At 72.8% G+C, this 16,227-nt stretch carries 15 protein-coding genes and 1 tRNA gene; 4 read left to right on the forward strand and 12 right to left on the reverse strand.

Going from position 1 to position 16,227, the window contains the following annotated elements:
• Positions 1-126: 126 nt before the first annotated feature.
• Positions 127-1,665: a PP2C family protein-serine/threonine phosphatase gene (locus JE024_RS17770; protein WP_205374536.1), complete on the reverse strand. Its 1,539-nt coding sequence runs from the start codon at positions 1,663-1,665 to the stop codon at positions 127-129.
• 497 nt (positions 1,666-2,162) lie between these two features.
• On the opposite strand from JE024_RS17770, the gene JE024_RS17775 reads away from it, so the two are divergent.
• Complete coding sequence (locus tag JE024_RS17775; RefSeq protein WP_205374537.1) at positions 2,163-2,894, forward strand: bifunctional DNA primase/polymerase; 732 nt, start codon at positions 2,163-2,165, stop codon at positions 2,892-2,894.
• Between the two features lie 943 nt (positions 2,895-3,837).
• On the opposite strand, the gene JE024_RS17780 is transcribed toward JE024_RS17775, so the two are convergent.
• The 3 genes from JE024_RS17780 to JE024_RS17790 all read right to left on the reverse strand — a co-directional run bounded on the left by JE024_RS17780 (position 3,838) and on the right by JE024_RS17790 (position 6,788).
• Positions 3,838-4,839: a DUF5926 family protein gene (locus JE024_RS17780; protein ID WP_205374538.1), complete on the reverse strand. Its 1,002-nt coding sequence runs from the start codon at positions 4,837-4,839 to the stop codon at positions 3,838-3,840.
• Between the two features lie 477 nt (positions 4,840-5,316).
• Positions 5,317-5,916, reverse strand: a complete 600-nt coding sequence (locus JE024_RS17785) for an ATP-binding protein (RefSeq protein ID WP_205374539.1) — start codon at positions 5,914-5,916, stop codon at positions 5,317-5,319.
• A gap of 62 nt (positions 5,917-5,978) precedes the next feature.
• Positions 5,979-6,788: a glycerophosphodiester phosphodiesterase gene (locus JE024_RS17790; RefSeq protein WP_205374540.1), complete on the reverse strand. Its 810-nt coding sequence runs from the start codon at positions 6,786-6,788 to the stop codon at positions 5,979-5,981.
• A 258-nt stretch (positions 6,789-7,046) separates the two neighbouring features.
• Here JE024_RS17790 and JE024_RS17795 point away from each other — a divergent pair, with 258 nt between their 5' ends.
• Positions 7,047-8,651 carry a S1C family serine protease gene (locus tag JE024_RS17795; protein ID WP_205374541.1) on the forward strand — a complete coding sequence of 535 codons (1,605 nt, stop codon included), beginning with the start codon at positions 7,047-7,049 and terminating at the stop codon, positions 8,649-8,651.
• Positions 8,652-8,792: 141 nt separating this feature from the next.
• Here JE024_RS17795 and JE024_RS17800 read toward each other — a convergent pair whose 3' ends face one another.
• On the reverse strand, positions 8,793-9,206 hold the full coding sequence (locus JE024_RS17800) for a winged helix-turn-helix transcriptional regulator (protein WP_205374542.1): 414 nt from the start codon (positions 9,204-9,206) through the stop codon (positions 8,793-8,795).
• A gap of 94 nt (positions 9,207-9,300) precedes the next feature.
• Between JE024_RS17800 and JE024_RS17805 the strand changes: the two genes are divergently transcribed.
• Positions 9,301-10,239: an NADP-dependent oxidoreductase gene (locus tag JE024_RS17805; protein ID WP_205374543.1), complete on the forward strand. Its 939-nt coding sequence runs from the start codon at positions 9,301-9,303 to the stop codon at positions 10,237-10,239.
• Positions 10,240-10,320: 81 nt separating this feature from the next.
• A tRNA-Ser gene (locus JE024_RS17810) sits at positions 10,321-10,405 on the forward strand.
• A gap of 138 nt (positions 10,406-10,543) precedes the next feature.
• Here the strand turns inward: JE024_RS17810 and JE024_RS17815 are convergent.
• The 7 genes from JE024_RS17815 to JE024_RS17845 all read right to left on the reverse strand — a co-directional run bounded on the left by JE024_RS17815 (position 10,544) and on the right by JE024_RS17845 (position 16,221).
• Positions 10,544-11,959, reverse strand: coding sequence for a tyrosine-type recombinase/integrase (locus JE024_RS17815; protein ID WP_205374544.1), 1,416 nt, complete (start codon positions 11,957-11,959; stop codon positions 10,544-10,546).
• A gap of 58 nt (positions 11,960-12,017) precedes the next feature.
• Positions 12,018-12,206, reverse strand: coding sequence for a helix-turn-helix transcriptional regulator (locus JE024_RS17820; RefSeq protein WP_205374545.1), 189 nt, complete (start codon positions 12,204-12,206; stop codon positions 12,018-12,020).
• Between the two features lie 296 nt (positions 12,207-12,502).
• On the reverse strand, positions 12,503-14,047 hold the full coding sequence (locus JE024_RS17825) for a YfjI family protein (RefSeq protein WP_205374546.1): 1,545 nt from the start codon (positions 14,045-14,047) through the stop codon (positions 12,503-12,505).
• Complete coding sequence (locus JE024_RS17830) at positions 14,044-14,364, reverse strand: hypothetical protein (protein WP_205374547.1); 321 nt, start codon at positions 14,362-14,364, stop codon at positions 14,044-14,046. Before JE024_RS17830 ends, JE024_RS17825 begins: the two co-directional genes overlap by 4 nt.
• The gene (locus JE024_RS17835) at positions 14,361-15,227 is read right to left on the reverse strand and encodes a bifunctional DNA primase/polymerase (protein WP_205374548.1); all 867 of its coding nucleotides are present in this window, start codon (positions 15,225-15,227) and stop codon (positions 14,361-14,363) included. Before JE024_RS17835 ends, JE024_RS17830 begins: the two co-directional genes overlap by 4 nt.
• Entirely contained in the window at positions 15,224-15,952 is a 729-nt protein-coding gene (locus JE024_RS17840; RefSeq protein ID WP_205374549.1) for a DNA cytosine methyltransferase, read from the reverse strand. The genes JE024_RS17835 and JE024_RS17840 overlap by 4 nt, the downstream gene beginning before the upstream one ends.
• Before the next feature lie 80 nt (positions 15,953-16,032).
• Positions 16,033-16,221, reverse strand: coding sequence for a hypothetical protein (locus tag JE024_RS17845; protein ID WP_205374550.1), 189 nt, complete (start codon positions 16,219-16,221; stop codon positions 16,033-16,035).
• Positions 16,222-16,227 lie beyond the last annotated feature (6 nt).

Consider the following 16,227-nt stretch of genomic DNA (forward strand, 5'->3'; position numbering starts at 1 on the left):
CTGGGCCTTTCGGCCTCTCGATACGACTCGGGACCCTCCTGGGTGCGTGTCTGCTCACAGGAGGGGCGACTCCATCGTATGTGCGAGCGGAAGACGGCCCCGGACGGACCGGGAGATTGTGAGGAATCAGTCAAAGCGGGCGGCGAGCAGGACCACGTCCTCGGCTCCGTCCGTCCGGTCCAGTCCGTCGGGCAGCATCGCGCGCAGCACGTGGTCGGCGACGGCCGAGGGGTCGCTGCGCGCGGACCGCGGCACACCGGCCGCCGCCGCGTGCAGCCGCGCGAACGCCCGGTCCATGGCGTCGCCGGTGCGCCTGAGCAGTCCGTCGGTGTACAGCAGCACCGTTTCTCCGGGCTCCGGGGTCAGTTCCATGCTGGGCGCCTCCCAGCAGGCGAGCATGCCCAGCGGGGCCGACAGCGTGGTCTCGGCGAACTCGGTCCTGCGCTCGCCGATCACCAGCGGCGGGGTGTGCCCCGCCCCCGCGAGCACGATCCGGCGGGCGGCCGGCTCGGCGTACGCGAAGAGCGCCGTCGCCGTGCGGGCGGGTTCGGTCAGCCGCAGCAGCAGTTCGAGGTCGGAGAGGACGGCGACCGGGTCCTCGCCCTCCATCACCGCGTACGCGCGCAGCGAGGCGCGGAGCCGGCCCATCGCGGCGAGCGCGCTCGGGCCCGAACCGCTCACCGAGCCGACGGCGAGGCCCAGCGCGCCCTCCGGCAGCGGCAGCGCGTCGTAGAAGTCGCCGCCGCCGCGCTCCCCGGTGCGGTGGCGGACGGCGAGGGCGACGCCGGGCACCCGGGGCAGCCGGCGGGGGAGCAGCTCGTCGGCGACGGTGGCCACGGTGGCGCGGGCGCGCTCCAGTTCCAGCAGCCGCGCCAGGTGTTCGGTGGCGTAGCGCATGTAGAGCCCGGCGAGGTGGGTCTGCCGTTCGACCGGTTCGGCCGGCTCGTCGTACATCCAGACCGCGGCGCCGAGCACGGCCGATCCGTCGGTGGCCAGCGGACAGGTCCAGGTGGCGGCGCAGCCGAGGCGGACGGCGACCTCGCGGTGGAGCGGGTGGAGGTCCTCGGCGAGCAGGTCGGGGCGGGCGACGGGGGCGGGCGCGGCGGCGGGCCGGCGGTCGCGCAGCATCGGGCCGAACGCGGTGGCCTCGCGCGGCACGGTCTCGATGTGCCCGAGGTCGGCGCGGCCGAGACCGAGGCCCCTGGTGCGCGGCAGGAGCGCGGCGCCCGGTGCGCCGGCGAACACACCGTCGTGCGCCGGATCGCGCGGGGGCTCCAGGACGACCATTCCGCGCCGTGCGCCGACGAGGGCCGCGCCGGCGTTCAGCAGTTCGTCGAGTGCCTCGTCGAGCGTGCCGGTCCGGGCGAGGCGTTCGGTGAGTTCGTGGAGTGTGGTGAGGTCGGACACCCAGCCGGCGAGGCGGTCCTGGATGACCGCCCCGGGCGGGGGAGGCACCTCCGGCATCGGGTGCGCGGCCGCGGAAGTGTGCGCGGGAGCCGGAAATGTTGGATCGATTCCGGCCACTTTCGGCAGGTGCGGGGCGCTCATGGCCGCCGTCTTCCCGGCGCACGCTTTTCGCTCAATAGCATCGCAAACCCCCATGTCCATCTGCGCCGCTACCCATGCATCCACATCTACACGCAGACGTGAGGTGATGTCCAGCATTGTCCCGGTGGGATGAGTGGTGTCAGCAGGTCGTTAACTTGGCCGAAAAAAGCACCCGATGGAGGAGGTCTGCGGTCGACTGAGGGCGTTCGGCAGGGGGACCCAGGGGTTCGCGCCCCGGGGATAGCGTCATTGCAAGCGTGCTGGGTACGTGTACGTAGACGGTGATGGTCAGGGGCAGTTGGAGTGCCCCGGAACCTGGCGGCGGGTCCGGGCGTCCTACGCTCGAAGGCCGCGCCCCCCATCCTCGAAGTGGCGGGGAAGTTTCGCGGGACAGCAAGCGACGGCCCCGCGCCACCCCGCGCCACACGTTTAATGGACCACAGCCGACGTTCGGCCCCGGGCGGCGAATGCAGCCGCCGGCACCGCGGGGAAACGCCCATGCCACCGGCAAGGGGCGGTGGCGCGCCGATCCGATCGCGTTTGCACGCACAGTGAAGTTGTCTGCACATGTTGTGATGTGGACCCCGGCGTTCAACGGAAAGGAACGAGCGCTCATGCGCGAGATCCTCGGAAGGCGACGCAGGCTTCGGTACCGGCGGCGAAAAGGCCCTGACCAGCTCGACGCCGCGCTGACCGCGGCCGTCGGATGGGGCTGGCCCGTCCTGCCCGGTGTGGGGCGCAGGACCGCGGGGGGCAACTCCCCGGGCAGAGCGGCAAGGAACGACGGGCAGGAATGCGCCTGCCCCGACCCGGAGTGCGTCGTCCCCGGCGCACACCCCTTCGACCCCGGCCTGCTCGCGGCCACCACCGACGAGCGGATGCTCCGCTGGTGGTGGGGCAACCGGCCCACCGCGCCGGTGGTGCTCGCCACCGGCGGCCGGGCGCCCTGCGCCGTGAGCCTGCCCGCGGTGGCCGCCGCCCGAGCCCTCGCGGTGCTCGACGAGCGGGACATGCGGCTCGGCCCCGTGGTCGCGACCCCCACCCGGTGGTCGCTGCTGGTCGCCCCGTACGGCCTGGAGCGGCTCGGCGAGCTGCTGTTCGTGAAGGACAACGTCCCCAGCTCGCTGCGGTTCCACGGCGACGGCGGCTATCTCGTGCTGCCCCCGTCGGACACCGGCGGCGGGCAGGTGCGCTGGGAGCGGGCCCCGCTCGCCGGTTCCGCCACCCCCTGGCTCCCGGACGTGGAGGCGGTCGTCGACGCGCTGGTCGAGGCGAGCGACGCGGCCGAGCCGCGCAGCGGGCTGCACCCCCCGGAGTCCGGCGACGGCAGCCGGCTGACCTACTGACCGGCCGGCCGCCCCGCCCGGGGGCGGCACCCGCCGGGCCGCCCCCTCACTCGTACGGGTGGGAGGCGGGGCGCGTCGCGGGGAAACCGGCGCGCGGGCCCCGGCCGCCCGCGGGGCGGCGGCTATCTTCGGGCAACCACCGTGCACTCCCCCGCAGTCGGCAGGTTGCCCATGAATCCCCGTGTGACCGGGCTGGCGGCCGTCACGGCCGCGGCCGTCCTGCTGCCGCTCACCGCCTTCGCGGGGACCGCCGGCACCCCGGGCACCGGTGACGGCGGAGCCCCCGCCGCGGCGCCGCCCGCGGCCGGCGCTCCGGAGCGGACCGCCGGGCTCCCGGCGCGCGGCGACGCCCGCCGGGCCGCGGATGGTACCGGAGCCGGAGCTCCGTTCCCAGCGCGCCGGATCGAGCGATGTGGGCCGGAACTCGCCTCCCCGGGTGGCGTGGAGGCCCAGACCTGTGTCATGGCGGAAGACGGCGAAACCTGGGCCCGCACCTATTTCCGCAATCCCACCGGCGGGGAATTGACGGCCGTACTGTCTCTGATGGGCCCCGGCGGGCGTGCCTGGCAGGCAAACTGCTTGCCACATGAGGGCGATGAGCCGGGTACCTGTGAAACCCCTCGGGCGCATTCCCTGGGAGAGCCGTCGGCCTACGCGGCCGTTGCCGAGTTCGCCGCCCGGGGCGCCGGCGGCGACGGGCCGCTGCTGCTCCGGGCCGGGAGCAACTCCGTTGCCGCCGGGGGACGTTGAGCCGGAGGGGCGGCCGGGAAATGGAAACGCCCGATCGCTGGCGACGGGGGATGCACCAGCGACCGGGCTTCTAGAACGGTAACAAGAGATCTGCGGTTCGCAAATTCGATCTCTGTTATTCGGACAGGGATTTACCGGCTGGTAGAGCGAGTTGTGACTGGAGTCACCCGATACCGCACGGCATTCGTCACTCTCAGCTGAGGGTGACTTGGCGGTTGGTGAGGCCGCCCCGTGCCCGGCGCTCCTCCGGCGTCAGCGGGGCGTCGTCGGCGAGGGCGGCGGCGAGCCGTTCGGCGAACTCCGCGGCGGGCTTCTCGCACTCCTCGGCGCCCATCGAGGTGGGCAGGTCCCAGACCGGGACCATCAGACCGTGCGCGCGGAACGAGCCGACGAGACGGGTGCCCTCGCCGAGCGAGGACGACCCGGCGGCGTGCAGCCGGGCCAGGGCGTCGAGCAGACGCTCCTCGGCGTGCGCCATGACCCAGCGCAGGTGGTTCTTCTCCGGCGTCTCGCACCAGTAGGCGGCGTCCACCCCGGCGAGCTTGACGGTCGGGATGGCGGCGGCGTTCGCCCGCTCCAGGGAGGCGGCGACATCCGGCGACGCCTGCTCCTTCGAGTCCGGCACCCAGAACTCGAAGCCCGCGTGGACGACCGGCTCGAAGGCCGCGTCGGCGTCGAGCAGGTCCTGGAGACGCACCGGCTCCGCGTCCGCCGTGTCCGTGCCGCCCGCCGTCACCGGCGTGCCAGGCTCGGCGGCGAGCGCCTTGCGCAGGGTGGTGGCCAGGTCGCGGCTGAGGTCGCCGGAGGGGGTGTCGTTCTGGAGGCCGAGCAGGACCGAACCGTCGTCGCGGCGCAGCGCGGGCCACGCCATCGGCAGCACCGTCGCGAGCGTCACCGACGGGACGCCCTCGGGGAGGCCGTCCTTCAGCGTGAGTTCGACCGTCGCCGCGGGCACCAGCTCGCGCAGGGCGACCCAGTCGGACTCGCCGGCGAGCCCCTCGAACGGGCGCTGGACCAGTTCGGTCACGGCGTGCGCGGCGGCGCGGCCGTGACACGCCTTGTAGCGGCGGCCCGAACCGCAGGGGCAGGGCTCGCGGGCGCCCACCACCGGCACGGGCTCGTTCGCGCCTGCGGCGCCTGCCCCGGTCCTGGTCTGAGGCTTCGTCGCCTTCGTCTGGGGGCGCTTCTTGGCCATGGTGAGGCTTTCTCCCGATCGCGGCGGTGCTGTGTCGGGCGCGAGCCTAGCCGTACGGCGCGACCCGCGTGGCGCATCGGCCCCCCAGTCGCGGAACCGGGTGACGCGCGGGACCCCGCGGCGCCCCGCGTCCGGACGGGGTCGAGGACCGTGCCGCGGCCCGGTGAGCCGACCCGGGCCGGACGGACCGATGCGCCGAGGACTTTGCCGTGGCTCCGTGAGCCGGGGCGTCCCGATGTGCCGAGGAGCCCTGCCGCGGCCCGTGAGCCGGGGCGGACGCCGATGCGCCGAGGAGCTTGCCGCGGCTTGTGAACCGGGGCGGACCCCGACGCGCCGAGGTCTCCGGCGAGGCCCCGTGCGCCGACCCGGACCGGAGGCCCGCGCGGCTCCTGCGCCCACCCGGGCCGGAGGCCCGGAGGCGTCCCCCGCCGGCCGGGCCCGCGCGGAGCACGCCGGCTGCCCGCCCGTCCGGCCGATCTAGTCGAGATCGTCGAAGGCGTCGGAGAAGTCGAAGACCGGCCCCCCGACCCGGGTGGCGAAGTCCTCGCGCCGGTGTCCCTCCGTGACGAGCACCCACACCGTGACCTCGCCGGCCACCTCGTCGCGCACGCCCCACTCCTGGGCGAGCGCGGAGATGATGTTCAGCCCCCGGCCGCCGCGCGCCGTCACCGACGGCGTGGCCGGAATCGGGCGGGTCGGCCCGCCGCCGTCCGTCACCTCGACCGTCAGCCGCCCGGAGCGGTCCACCCGCCAGGCGGCGCGTACGTCGCCGTCGCCCACGTCGGAACGGCCCAGCGGTCTGCCGTGGCGGTACGCGTTGCTGAGCAGCTCGGAAAGGATCAGAACCGCGTCGTCGACGACCGTCTCCGACACCCCGCCGTCCCTGAGCTGCGCACGCATCCGGTGCCGCGCCTCACCCACGCCCGCAGGGCCATGGGGTACGGCCATGCTCGACGACGTGGGCACTTCCTGTGCCACCACAAACGCCACCCCCGAGACCTCCTTCGCCCCACGCCACCGTGTGAATGCCCTCCTGGACTGGACCGGAAACCGGCCAACCACGCGGCAGTGACGCACTCGACACGCGTGACTACACAGCGAATGCGCCGGGGCACACCCTGTGACGCAGGGTCACGAAGTCACCGGCGTCCCAGCTGGGACAGGACCTGACCGGGACGGTTGGTGATGATCGCGTCGACGCCCAGGCGGATGCACAACTCCACGTCCTCGGGCTCGTCGACGGTCCAGACGTGCACCTGGTGACCCGCCTCGTGCAGCCGTGCCACGAGATCGGGGTGGCTGCGTACGATCCGGATCCCGGGGCCGGCGACGCCCGCCCCGGCGGGCAGCCTGCCCTCCCGCACCCGGCGGGTCGCGAACTGCGTCAGATAGACGGTCGGGATCCGCGGGGCCGCCAGCGAGACCCGGTGCAGCGAGCGGGCCGAGAAGCTCATGATGCGTACCGGCGACTCCTCGCGGGACGGCGGCTCCGCCAGGCCGAACCGCTTCAGCAGTGCCAGCAGCCGCTCCTCCACCTGGCCGGCCCACCGGGTGGGGTGCTTGGTCTCGACGGCGAGTTCCACCCGGCGCCCGGCGTCGGCGACCAGCTCCAGCAGCCGCTCCAGCGTGAGGACCGAGGTCAGCGAGGGGTCCTTACACTCCGGGCTCTCGGCCGCGTCCTTCCACGACCCGAAGTCGAGCGCCGCGAGGTCCGCGAGCTCCAGCGCGGAGACGGCGCCCCGGCCGTTGGACGTGCGGTTCACCCGGCGGTCGTGGACGCAGACCAGATGACCGTCCGCGGTGAGGCGGACGTCGCACTCCAGGGCGTCGGCGCCGTCCTCGATCGCCTTGCGGTACGCGGCCAGGGTGTGTTCGGGGGCGTCCTCCGACGAGCCTCGGTGGGCCACGACCTGAATGCTGTGCGCTGGTGCTGGGGTCACCCGCGTCATGGTGTCACCGTGACGGGGCAGACGGGGGAGGGGGCGGCGGGGCACATGGCTCCGGCCGTCCGGGGGCTCAGAAGATGCGCCCCATTTGTCGTAAGTAAAGGATTGCCGGAATACACACAGGTCCTGCTTACAGTGGCCTGACGTGCGGTGGGAAAAGCTGACCGCGGACAGTCGCGCAGCGAACGCCCCGGAGTCACGCCGACCCGGCCCGTACCGAAGTGGACCTGTGGAACCTGTGGAACCTGAGGAGACAGAGCTGTGAGCACCGAGAACGAGGGCAACGCGGTTCCTGCCGCCCCGTCCGTACCGCCTCGGCCGGACACCGCTCCCGAGGGTCCGGCCCCCGCGCCGCCCGCGGGTTCCCCCGACCCCGCCGCCGCGCACACCCCCTCCCCGGGTGCCGGCGACGCGGTCCACGGCCACGGCCCGACCCCGCCCGCGCACACCCCCTCCCCGGGTGCCGGCGACGGGGCCCACGGTCACGGCCCCACCCCGCCCGCTCCCTCCGGGCCGGCCGGCGCGCCTCCCGCCCCGCCCGGATCCCACGACCCGTTCGCCGAGCGGGCGACCGCCACCCACCAGGCGCAGGCCCCGCAGGGCGCCGGTCCCGCCTGGCCGCCCGCCCCGCCCGCCGTCCCCTCCTACGGCGGCGGCGCGCACGGCGGCGGTCCCGTCTGGGGCGACCCCGGCCACCAGCCCGCCCCCGCGGGCGAGCCGCGACGGCGCCGCTCCGGCGGTCTCGTCGCCGCCGTCCTGGTGGCGGCGCTCGTCGCCGGCGGCGTCGGCGGCGGTATCGGCTACTGGGCCGCCGAGCGCAACGACGGCGGCACCGGTTCGACCACGGTCTCCGCCGCCGCTCCGCAGGACCTCAAGCGCGAGCCGGGCACGGTGGCGGCGGTCGCGGGCAAGGCGCTGCCGGGTGTCGTCACCATCGAGGCCAAGTCGGGCGCCGGGGGCATCGGCGGCACCGGTGGCGAAGGCGGCGAGGGCGGCACCGGCACCGGGTTCGTCTACGACCGCGAGGGCCACATCCTCACCAACAACCATGTGGTGGAGTCGGCCGCCGAGGGCGGCACCCTGTCGGCGACCTTCTCCGACGGCAAGACGTACGACGCCGAGGTGGTCGGCCGCGCCCAGGGCTACGACGTGGCCGTCCTCAAGCTCAAGGACGCGCCCGGCGGACTCGCGCCGCTGCCACTCGGGAACTCGGACAAGGTCGCGGTCGGCGACTCCACCATCGCCATCGGCGCACCGTTCGGCCTCTCCAACACGGTGACCACCGGCATCATCAGCGCCAAGAACCGCCCCGTCGCCTCCGGTGACGGCTCCAGCGGCAAGAACAGCTACATGAGCGCGCTCCAGACCGACGCCTCCATCAACCCGGGCAACTCCGGCGGCCCGCTGCTCGACTCGGGCGGCGCGGTGATCGGCATCAACTCCGCGATCCAGTCCGCCGGGAGCGGCATGGGCCAGTCCCAGGCGGGCTCCATCGGCCTGGGCTTCGCCATCCCGATCAACCAGGCGAAGACCGTCGCCGAGCAGCTCATCAAGACCGGCACCCCGGTCTACCCGGTCATCGGCGCCACCGTCGACATGTCCGGCCAGGGCGGCGGCGCGAAGATCGCCTCCGAGGGCGCCGGCGGCAGCGAGGCGGTCCCGCCGGACAGCCCCGCGGGCCGGGCCGGCCTGAAGTCCGGCGACGTGATCACGGGCTTCGACGGCAAGGAGATCGACAGCGGTCCGACCCTGATCAGCGAGATCTGGACGCACGAGCCCGGCGACAAGGTGAAGCTGACCTACGAGCGCGACGGCAAGGAGCGGACGGCGGAGGTCACCCTCGGCGAACGCAAGGGCGACAGCTGACCCCTGAGCCCCGGAAGGGCCGGCCGCCGTGCACCCGCACGGCGCCCGGCCCTTCGTGCTCCGCCGTGCTCCGCCGTGCTCCGCGCGCAGGCCGGCCCTCCCGCGCGAAGGCCGCCCTTCGCGTCCCGCGCGGCTGCCGTCCTACTCCACGGCCGCAGGGGGCCGGGCGGCCCGCTCGTCGAACTCCTCCCGGGCGGCCACCACCGCGGCGACGTTCGCCTGCGCCCAGTCGGTGATGCCCTGCAGCAGACCGCCGACCTCCCGCCCCAGCGCCGTCAGCCGGTACTCCACCCGCGGCGGCACGGTCGGATACACGGCCCGGGTGAGCAGCCCTTCGCGCTCCAGCGCCCGCAGGGTCCCCGTCAGGACCTTCGCCGTCACGCCGTCGAGCCGCCTGCGCAGCTCCGCGAAGCGCATCGGCCGGCCGTCCTCCAGCGCCACCAGCACCAGCATGGTCCACTTGCCGGCGATCAGCTCCAGCACGGCGCGGGTGGGGCAGTCGCGGAGGAAGACGTCCACGCCGCCGTGTTCCCTGAGGTCGAAGCCGGTATCCATGAGGAACCTCGATATCAGACAAGTGCCTTCTTCCGCCGGGGCTTCGGCCGGTCCGACCATGGACCCACCGCCGGAGCACCGTTGAGGAGTCCTGATGCCCGCCCGCATGCACGCCGTCGTCCAAACCGCCTTCGGCGGACCGGAGAAGCTCGTCCACACCGAGACCGACGTGCCCGGACCGGGCCCCGGCGAGGTGCTGGTGCGGGTCGCCGGCGCGGGGGTCAACCCGGGCGACGCCGTGCTGCGCTCGGGCCGGGTCCCGGAGCTGGTCCCGCTGCCGTGGACGCCGGGCACCGACGTCTCGGGGACCGTCGAGCGGACCGGCGAGGGCGTGACCGGCTTCGCGCCCGGCGACGCGGTGTACGGCATGCTCCCCGTGTCGCGCCGAGGCTCCTACGCCGAGTACACCGTGGCACCGGCCACCGCCCTGGCCCGGCCGCCACGGAACCTCGGCCTCGTGCGCGCCGGGGCCGTCCCGCTGGTCGCCAGCACGGCCTGGCAGGCACTGGCCGTGCTGGCCCGCGTCCGGCCCGGCGACCGGGTGCTGGTCCACGCGGCCGCGGGCGGCGTCGGGCACGTGGCCGTGCAACTGGCCGCGCAGGCCGGGGCACACGTGACCGGGACCGCGCGGCCGGCCCACCACGACTTCCTGCGCGGCCTGGGCGTCACCGACCTCGTCGACCACACCGCCACCGACTTCCGGGCCGCCGTCGAACCGGTCGACGTCGTGCTGGACCTCGTCGGCGGCGAGTACGGCCCCCGCTCCCTCGACGTGCTCCGCCCGGGCGGCCTGCTCATCGGCGCCTCGATCGACCCGGGCACCGACGAGCGGCAGGCGGCGGCCCGCGGACTGCGCTACGTCTGGGTCACGGCCGAACCCTCCGGCGAGGTGATGGAGAAGATCACCGAGCGCATCGAGGCGGACCGGCTGCACATCGAGATCGGGCGCACCTACCCCCTCGCCGAGGCCGCCGAGGCCCACCGCGCCATCGAGCGCAGGCGCACCACCGGCAAGATCCTCCTCGCCCCCTGACCACCCTCCCGGCCGAGGCCCCCGCACCCCCGCGCGGGCCGGTAGGCTGTAGCCGCTCCGCAGCGGGTGCGGCGGGGCACGGGTGGGTTGCCCGAGCGGCCTAAGGGAACGGTCTTGAAAACCGTCGTGGCGCGAGTCACCGTGGGTTCAAATCCCACACCCACCGCGCGCAGGTCAGCGTAGGCGCTGGTCAGAAGGGGTGTCCCGGGTAGAGGGACACCCCTTTCGCATGCGAGCCTGTCTCACCCCTTCTCGCCCGCATCCCAGCTTTGACCAGTGCGTATGGGCCATCTGTGGGCCAGGATCAGGGCCCGGCTTCCCCATCGAGTGCGCGTGAGATCAGGTCGTTGGAGTGCTGCTGACCGCCCTTGAGGATCTTCGCGTAGAAGCGGTACAGCACCGCGATGCTGTGGCCGGCCCGAGCGGCCACCTCGGCGGGGTCCACCCCGGACTTGATCCAGAGAGACACTCCAGCGTGCCGCAGCGAGTACGGCACCGCAGCCAACGGGGATTTGGCCTCAGCCGGGGCCAGAACAGCCGCACGCGCCTTCTCCCACAGATCGCAGTACTCCGTGGACGCGACGCGGCCACCTCGTGCCGCACGGAACAGCCGCCCGTCGTCCGTGGTGCCGTAGCGGGCGATGTGCTCGCGGAGCAGGTGCACGAGAACGGGCGGGATGGGGACGGTCCGTGTGGCGCCGCTCCTTCGCCGCTTCAACCCTCGCTTCTCGTAGGACGCGCCGTCATCCGTCCATCCCCCGCCGACTTCCGGGCGGCTCTCGCCCAGCAGCAGCTCGCCCCACTTCTGCACGCACTCGGGGGAGTTGGGCGGCAGGGTGCAGTCCGACTCTTTGAGCGCGACGATTTCGCCCGGCCGCATCGCCGCGTAGTACAGGCACCCGAAGAAGGCGTGGAGGTGTGCACCGCGCGGTCCGGAGTCGCGGACGGCGCCGAGTAGAGAGCGCGCCAGGACGGGCCCGGGCACGAAACGAAAGTCGATCTCGTCATCGCTCTCAGGCGGCGACCAGTCGACGCGTGGAAGCGGGTTCGCGCTGAGCAGTCCCTTCTCGTCCACGGTGTAGCGCAGCACGTTGCTGAGCACCATGCGCTTGCGTCGCACCGTGTTCTCCGCAGCCTTCTTCCCGTCCAGCCGTAGCGAGAGGGCTTCGAGGGCGGGGCGAAGAAGCGTCGGGTCCTCCAGGTCTTTGACCTTGCGTGAGTTCGCAGCGATCCAGTCGAGCGCGGCCCGGATGTCTGCCGGCGGCTGCTCGGCGGTGTGCCGAGGCACCCAGCTTCCTTCGGCATTCCTCACTGCGCGGAAGGCCCACTGGTACAGCGCTGCACGCAGTACGGCCGCAGGGGGCGCACCGCGCTTGGTGGTCACCAGCATCGGGGTTACGACGGAGAGCGATTCCGCGATGCTCGCCCTGTGCTTTGCTGCGGCTCGGGGCCACTTCATCAGCACGTACTGCGTGACGTGCTCGTACCAGGACGGGGACGTGCGTGCCATTAGCTCGGCCGCGGGAAGGCCAGTCTCCTCGTCGAACTGCTGGTGGTCACGGAGGGCGGTCATCAGCTCCGCGCGCCGCCCGTCCGCCTGCGGCTTGAGCTTGAAGCTTCGGGAGTGCGGACGCTCACCGACCCGCCAACGGAGCTCCCACGGCTTCGGGCGGCCGGCGCGCTTGCGGATGGACCAGATATCGACGTCGAACGTGAGCATCTCTCTCCAGGCATGATGAGGGGCCCGCGCATGCGCGGGCCCCTGGTGAGCTATTCGGTTAGGCGGCGCGCTGCTCGCAGCGCGCCCACCAGGCGTCGAGATCGCCGCGGCGGACGCGGAGTTGTCCGTTCGGGAGCTTGATGAGGCGAGGGGCGTGGCCGCGGGCGCGCATGCGGTAGAAGGCGGCGCGGCTCATGCCGATCTCGGCGAGGACTTCCGGGAGCTTGAGCATCTTGGTGCTGGCCACTGGGCTCCTTAGCTCGGTCTGGGGTGACAGAACCCCGGGTTGTGATGACAGAACTGACAGAACCTCGCCGTATGGCCTCTGAGCTGGGGTTTTCCTGGCCTTGCTCGGCGTGACAAAACCTCGGAAAACTCTGACAGAACCTCCGGGTGGGAGTTCTGTCAGAGCGACCGCTGAGCGGGGTCGAGGTTCTGTCAGAGTTTCCGGAGGTTTTGTCAGCGCTCCGGGAGTAACTGTTTCCGCAGGTCAGATGCCTTGTCGGGAGGTTCTGTCAGTTCTGTCATCGGGGTGGGGGGTTTTCAGGCGCCAGGAGTGGCGCGGGGGTGTGCCTCGTAGCGGGGGGAGGGCGGCCGGCCGCCGCGTCCGTTGCGGGGTGGCGGGGGCTGCTGGCGGACCCAGCCGTGTTCCTCCAGGAGTGTCAGGGCGGGGTCGAGGTCGCGCATGGCGGGGAACTCGCCGCGGGGCATGGCACGGAAGAGGTCGCGCTTGGTGAAGCAGGTGGTGCGTGTCTCGCGCAGGTGGGTCAGGACGGTGTGTGCGGCGGACAGTGCAGGGTCGGCGCCCATGGCGTCGAAGACGTCGAGGGCATGGGCGGTGAAGTAGTCCCCGAGGCGGGTAGCGGCTGCCATCGTCTCGGGGCCGATGGGCAGGTTCCAGGCGTCCTCGGGGTGGGTGGCGAGGTGTAGAAGTCCGGCCATGCGCGCGACAGCCCCGTCACGCTTGCTGGCCCAGTTGATGATCGGGGCGAGCGATCCGCCCTTGCCGAGGCGGGATTCGGTGACGCGCTGGTAGGCGAGCAGGACGGTGTCCGCTTCGGGTGACAGGGTGAGGGTTGCAGTCTCCGTCCAGCTCGCGAGGGTCAAGGCCAGGCGGCCCAGAGTTTCGGCGTAGGTGGCGGCGGTTTCGGGCGACAGGAGCTGAGGAGTGAGGTTGCGACGCCCGACGAGAGATTCCGGCTTGGAGTAGAGGAACCGGGCGAGCAGGCCCCGCCCGTCAGCTCCCTTGATCTGCCCGATGGCGTCCAGGACGGCCGGTTGCACGGCCAGACCCATGGTGATGGCCGGGGCCTCGATGTACTGGGCGTCCCGGGCCTGGCGGTTGACGCGGGCCATGTCCCCGGCATGTCCCTTGAGGAAGATGCCCATGTTCGGGGTGCCGCCGGAATAGCGGCCCGCGATGATCTCGAAGATCTCGCCCTCAGGCGACAGGATCGAGATCCGTCCCTCCTGCTGGGCCAGGAGCGTCGTCAGGGACTCGGCGGTGACATCATCCGCGATGAGCTGCGGCTCGGCCGGGACCACGGCCCGCTCGGCAGCATCCGACAGGGACACGGCCGAGGCGGTCAGATCAGCCACCTTCTCCGGATCAGCATTGGCTGCCAGCTTCTCCGCCCGCTCGGCGGCAGCCTTGGCGATGCGTGCTGCTGCGGCGGCTTCGGCCCGCTGTGGTGCTGTCAGCTCGATGAGAGCCTGCTCGGCGGCGAGCAGGGGCTTCGTCATGAGCCCGAAGACTGCGGACTTGCGGTTGCCGGGCGGCAGGGCGACGGCGGTGTAGAGGTTGAGCGGTTCGCTCCACTGGCCGCGGACGTTGACGTTGAGGCGTCCGCCGGCAGCGGTGCCGATGACCGCCAGTGCGAGGCATCCGGCGAGGTCGATGGGCGTCTGGGTCTCCTCGGTGACTTCCGCCGTCATGGCCCGGAGCCAGGTGGGCAGCGCGTCGACTGGGAAGTCAGGGAGCGGACCGCGCGGGTTGATCGGGACGGGCTCGTCCCAGACGGGCCCGGCTACGTCCTCCGCGGACATCTCCTCGAATCCCGCCCACAGTTCGCTGTCATGCCGTGTCATGCGGCGGTCCTCCTGTCCGCCGTGGTGGCGGGGATGGTGGGCAGGGGAAGGTCAGTGACAGTTCGGACGCCCTGACGGGCGGCGACTTCCGCGCCCCTGGCCGTGGTGGATGGGGCTGCGTCGGCGGCGTGCGGACAGTGCTGCACGTTGACGCGGCCCGTCAGCTCGACGACGGCCCACTTGCCCACGGCTCGCTCGTGGTGTCCACAGCGGCACAGCCAGTCGGCGACCGGCCGGCGCTCGTCCGTGCTGACTTGCAGGCCGGGCCGGATGCCAGTGACGACGATCGGCCGCTCGCCCTGGTCGCGGGAGTTCATGCCAGCCGCCATGTGCTGCTGAGACCGTTGGCAACAGCGCGTCGGGCGTAGGGCTCGGGAACGCCGACGGTGACGGCGGCGGCCACGATCTCCTCGCCCAGGCGCTGCAGACCGCACGGGCCAGGGCACGCGGCGTGCTGCTTGGCAGTGAACCGGGCCACCCCGTAGGCGGCGGACCCGGCCCCGCTCTCACGGTGCGCCAGGATTCGGTCGAGACCGCGCTGCAGGCCGGTCCGGACGAACGTGGTGGTGTGGCGGCAGCCGGTGGCCACGCTGCGGTCCCACGCGGCGCGGGCCGGGGACGAAGAGTCCACTCCCTGGCGCGGCGGAGTGGTCTCTTCCCTCTCCACCAGGCTGCGGACGGCGTCGGGCAGGGCGGTCACGGTGCCGGCGCCGGGCCCGAGGTAGCGGGTGTAGGCCATCGTGGACTTGATATCCACGCCCGGCCGGACCCCGTTGCCGGACCGCATCACGCCCCGGTAGATCCAGTGCTCGCCCCGCGTCGTGGCCACGGTCCGGGTGGACGGCAGCGCCGTGCAGGCCCAGGCGACCGCAGTGGCGTGGTCGAGGTCAACGACGGTGAGCCCGGCCCCGGCCGGGTGGTAGGCGACCGCAGCCGCAGTGCGCCACGTCGCCGCCCACTCCCGGGACCCGAGGGTTGCGGGGGCGGTCGATGCGGCGGCCCAGCCGTGACAGGGCCGCGGGCACGCGCAGGTCCCTGCGGTCTTCATGTTCGGCCGGCCGCCGCAGGCGTTGTCCCGGCAGTCGGGGCAGTTGCCGAACGGGACCTTCCCGGCCCGCAGCGGCAGGACCGGCACGCCCTTGGCGGCGAGCCCGAGCGCGACGTTCAGGTGGTCGCTCATGCCGCAACCCCCGTCCGGAGGCTGGTGTGCAGGGCGCGGCCGATGTGCTCGGAGAAGGCGGGCGGGATGGCTTCGGTCAGTTCCTCGCGGACGTCGGTCCAGCCGATGCCCATCGCCTGCTGCATCTCCGCGACGGTGGCCTTCCCGCCGCCGGATCCGTAGGCGGCGACGTACGGGCCGTCGTAGAAGCGGCCGTGTCGGTAGCCGCGCACCCGCCCCCGGTGCTTGGGGTGGGCGGGCTGCTCGATGGTCCAGCCGCCGAGTTCGAAGTTGCGGTGCCGCAGCACCCCGAGCGAGAACATCTCGCCGCACAGTGAGAGGTCTTTGCGGATCTCCGCGCGCCCGTTGGGCTGCTCGATCACATAGGGAAGACCGGTCTGTTCCAGCAGGGCGCGGGTGGGCGGGACGAGGTCGATGTGGGTGCCGCCCCAGCCTTGGGAGGCGTTGGTGCCGACGGTGAGCGCGCATCCGGCCTGGCACGGCGGCGAGGCGTGCACGGCGGTGAAGCGGCGGATCTTGCCGGAGGTGATGAGGGCGGCGAGGTAGGCGAGCGCGTCGCCCTGGTGGAAGGTGAAGGGGTAGTTCGGGCGGGGGACGATGTCGACGCCGACGACGTCGAACCCTGCCCGGCGGTAGCCCATGCCTGCGCCGCCGGCGCAGCAGAACAGGTCCAGCAGCAACGGCCGGCGGCCGTGCTCTCGCCGGATCGTGGTGGGTTGGGTCATGCTTGGTGTCTCCAGTTCTCTGGATGCTGGTAGACGAGAGCGGCCCCGGGCTTTCCCGAGACAGGGGCCGCTCTCGGCGTTCACAGGTTGGGGATGACGTTCGCGAGGGCGGCGGTCATGTTGCGGATGGGTTCGGCGGCGCCGGTGGAGGCGAGGAAGAAGCCGAACATCACGGCGACGAATGCGGCCCCGGCGCCGAGGCTGCGGGCGCGGAGCATGACGAGCAGCAGGGCACCGAAGAGGACGATCAGGGAGACGGTGACGGCCATGCCGGT

Source organism: Streptomyces zhihengii, assembly GCF_016919245.1.
In the GTDB taxonomy this organism is placed as follows: Bacteria; Actinomycetota; Actinomycetes; order Streptomycetales; family Streptomycetaceae; genus Streptomyces; species Streptomyces zhihengii.

Coding starts and splice junctions, on each gene's coding strand:
- JE024_RS17770 (WP_205374536.1), bottom strand. CDS start 1,665: ATGCTGGACATCACCTCACGTCTGCGTGTAGATGTGGATGCATGGGTA.
- JE024_RS17775 (WP_205374537.1), top strand. CDS start 2,163: ATGCGCGAGATCCTCGGAAGGCGACGCAGGCTTCGGTACCGGCGGCGA.
- JE024_RS17780 (WP_205374538.1), bottom strand. CDS start 4,839: ATGGCCAAGAAGCGCCCCCAGACGAAGGCGACGAAGCCTCAGACCAGG.
- JE024_RS17790 (WP_205374540.1), bottom strand. CDS start 6,788: ATGACGCGGGTGACCCCAGCACCAGCGCACAGCATTCAGGTCGTGGCC.
- JE024_RS17800 (WP_205374542.1), bottom strand. CDS start 9,206: ATGGATACCGGCTTCGACCTCAGGGAACACGGCGGCGTGGACGTCTTC.
- JE024_RS17805 (WP_205374543.1), top strand. CDS start 9,301: ATGCCCGCCCGCATGCACGCCGTCGTCCAAACCGCCTTCGGCGGACCG.
- JE024_RS17815 (WP_205374544.1), bottom strand. CDS start 11,959: ATGCTCACGTTCGACGTCGATATCTGGTCCATCCGCAAGCGCGCCGGC.
- JE024_RS17825 (WP_205374546.1), bottom strand. CDS start 14,047: ATGACACGGCATGACAGCGAACTGTGGGCGGGATTCGAGGAGATGTCC.
- JE024_RS17830 (WP_205374547.1), bottom strand. CDS start 14,364: ATGAACTCCCGCGACCAGGGCGAGCGGCCGATCGTCGTCACTGGCATC.
- JE024_RS17835 (WP_205374548.1), bottom strand. CDS start 15,227: ATGAGCGACCACCTGAACGTCGCGCTCGGGCTCGCCGCCAAGGGCGTG.
- JE024_RS17840 (WP_205374549.1), bottom strand. CDS start 15,952: ATGACCCAACCCACCACGATCCGGCGAGAGCACGGCCGCCGGCCGTTG.
- JE024_RS17845 (WP_205374550.1), bottom strand. CDS start 16,221: ATGGCCGTCACCGTCTCCCTGATCGTCCTCTTCGGTGCCCTGCTGCTC.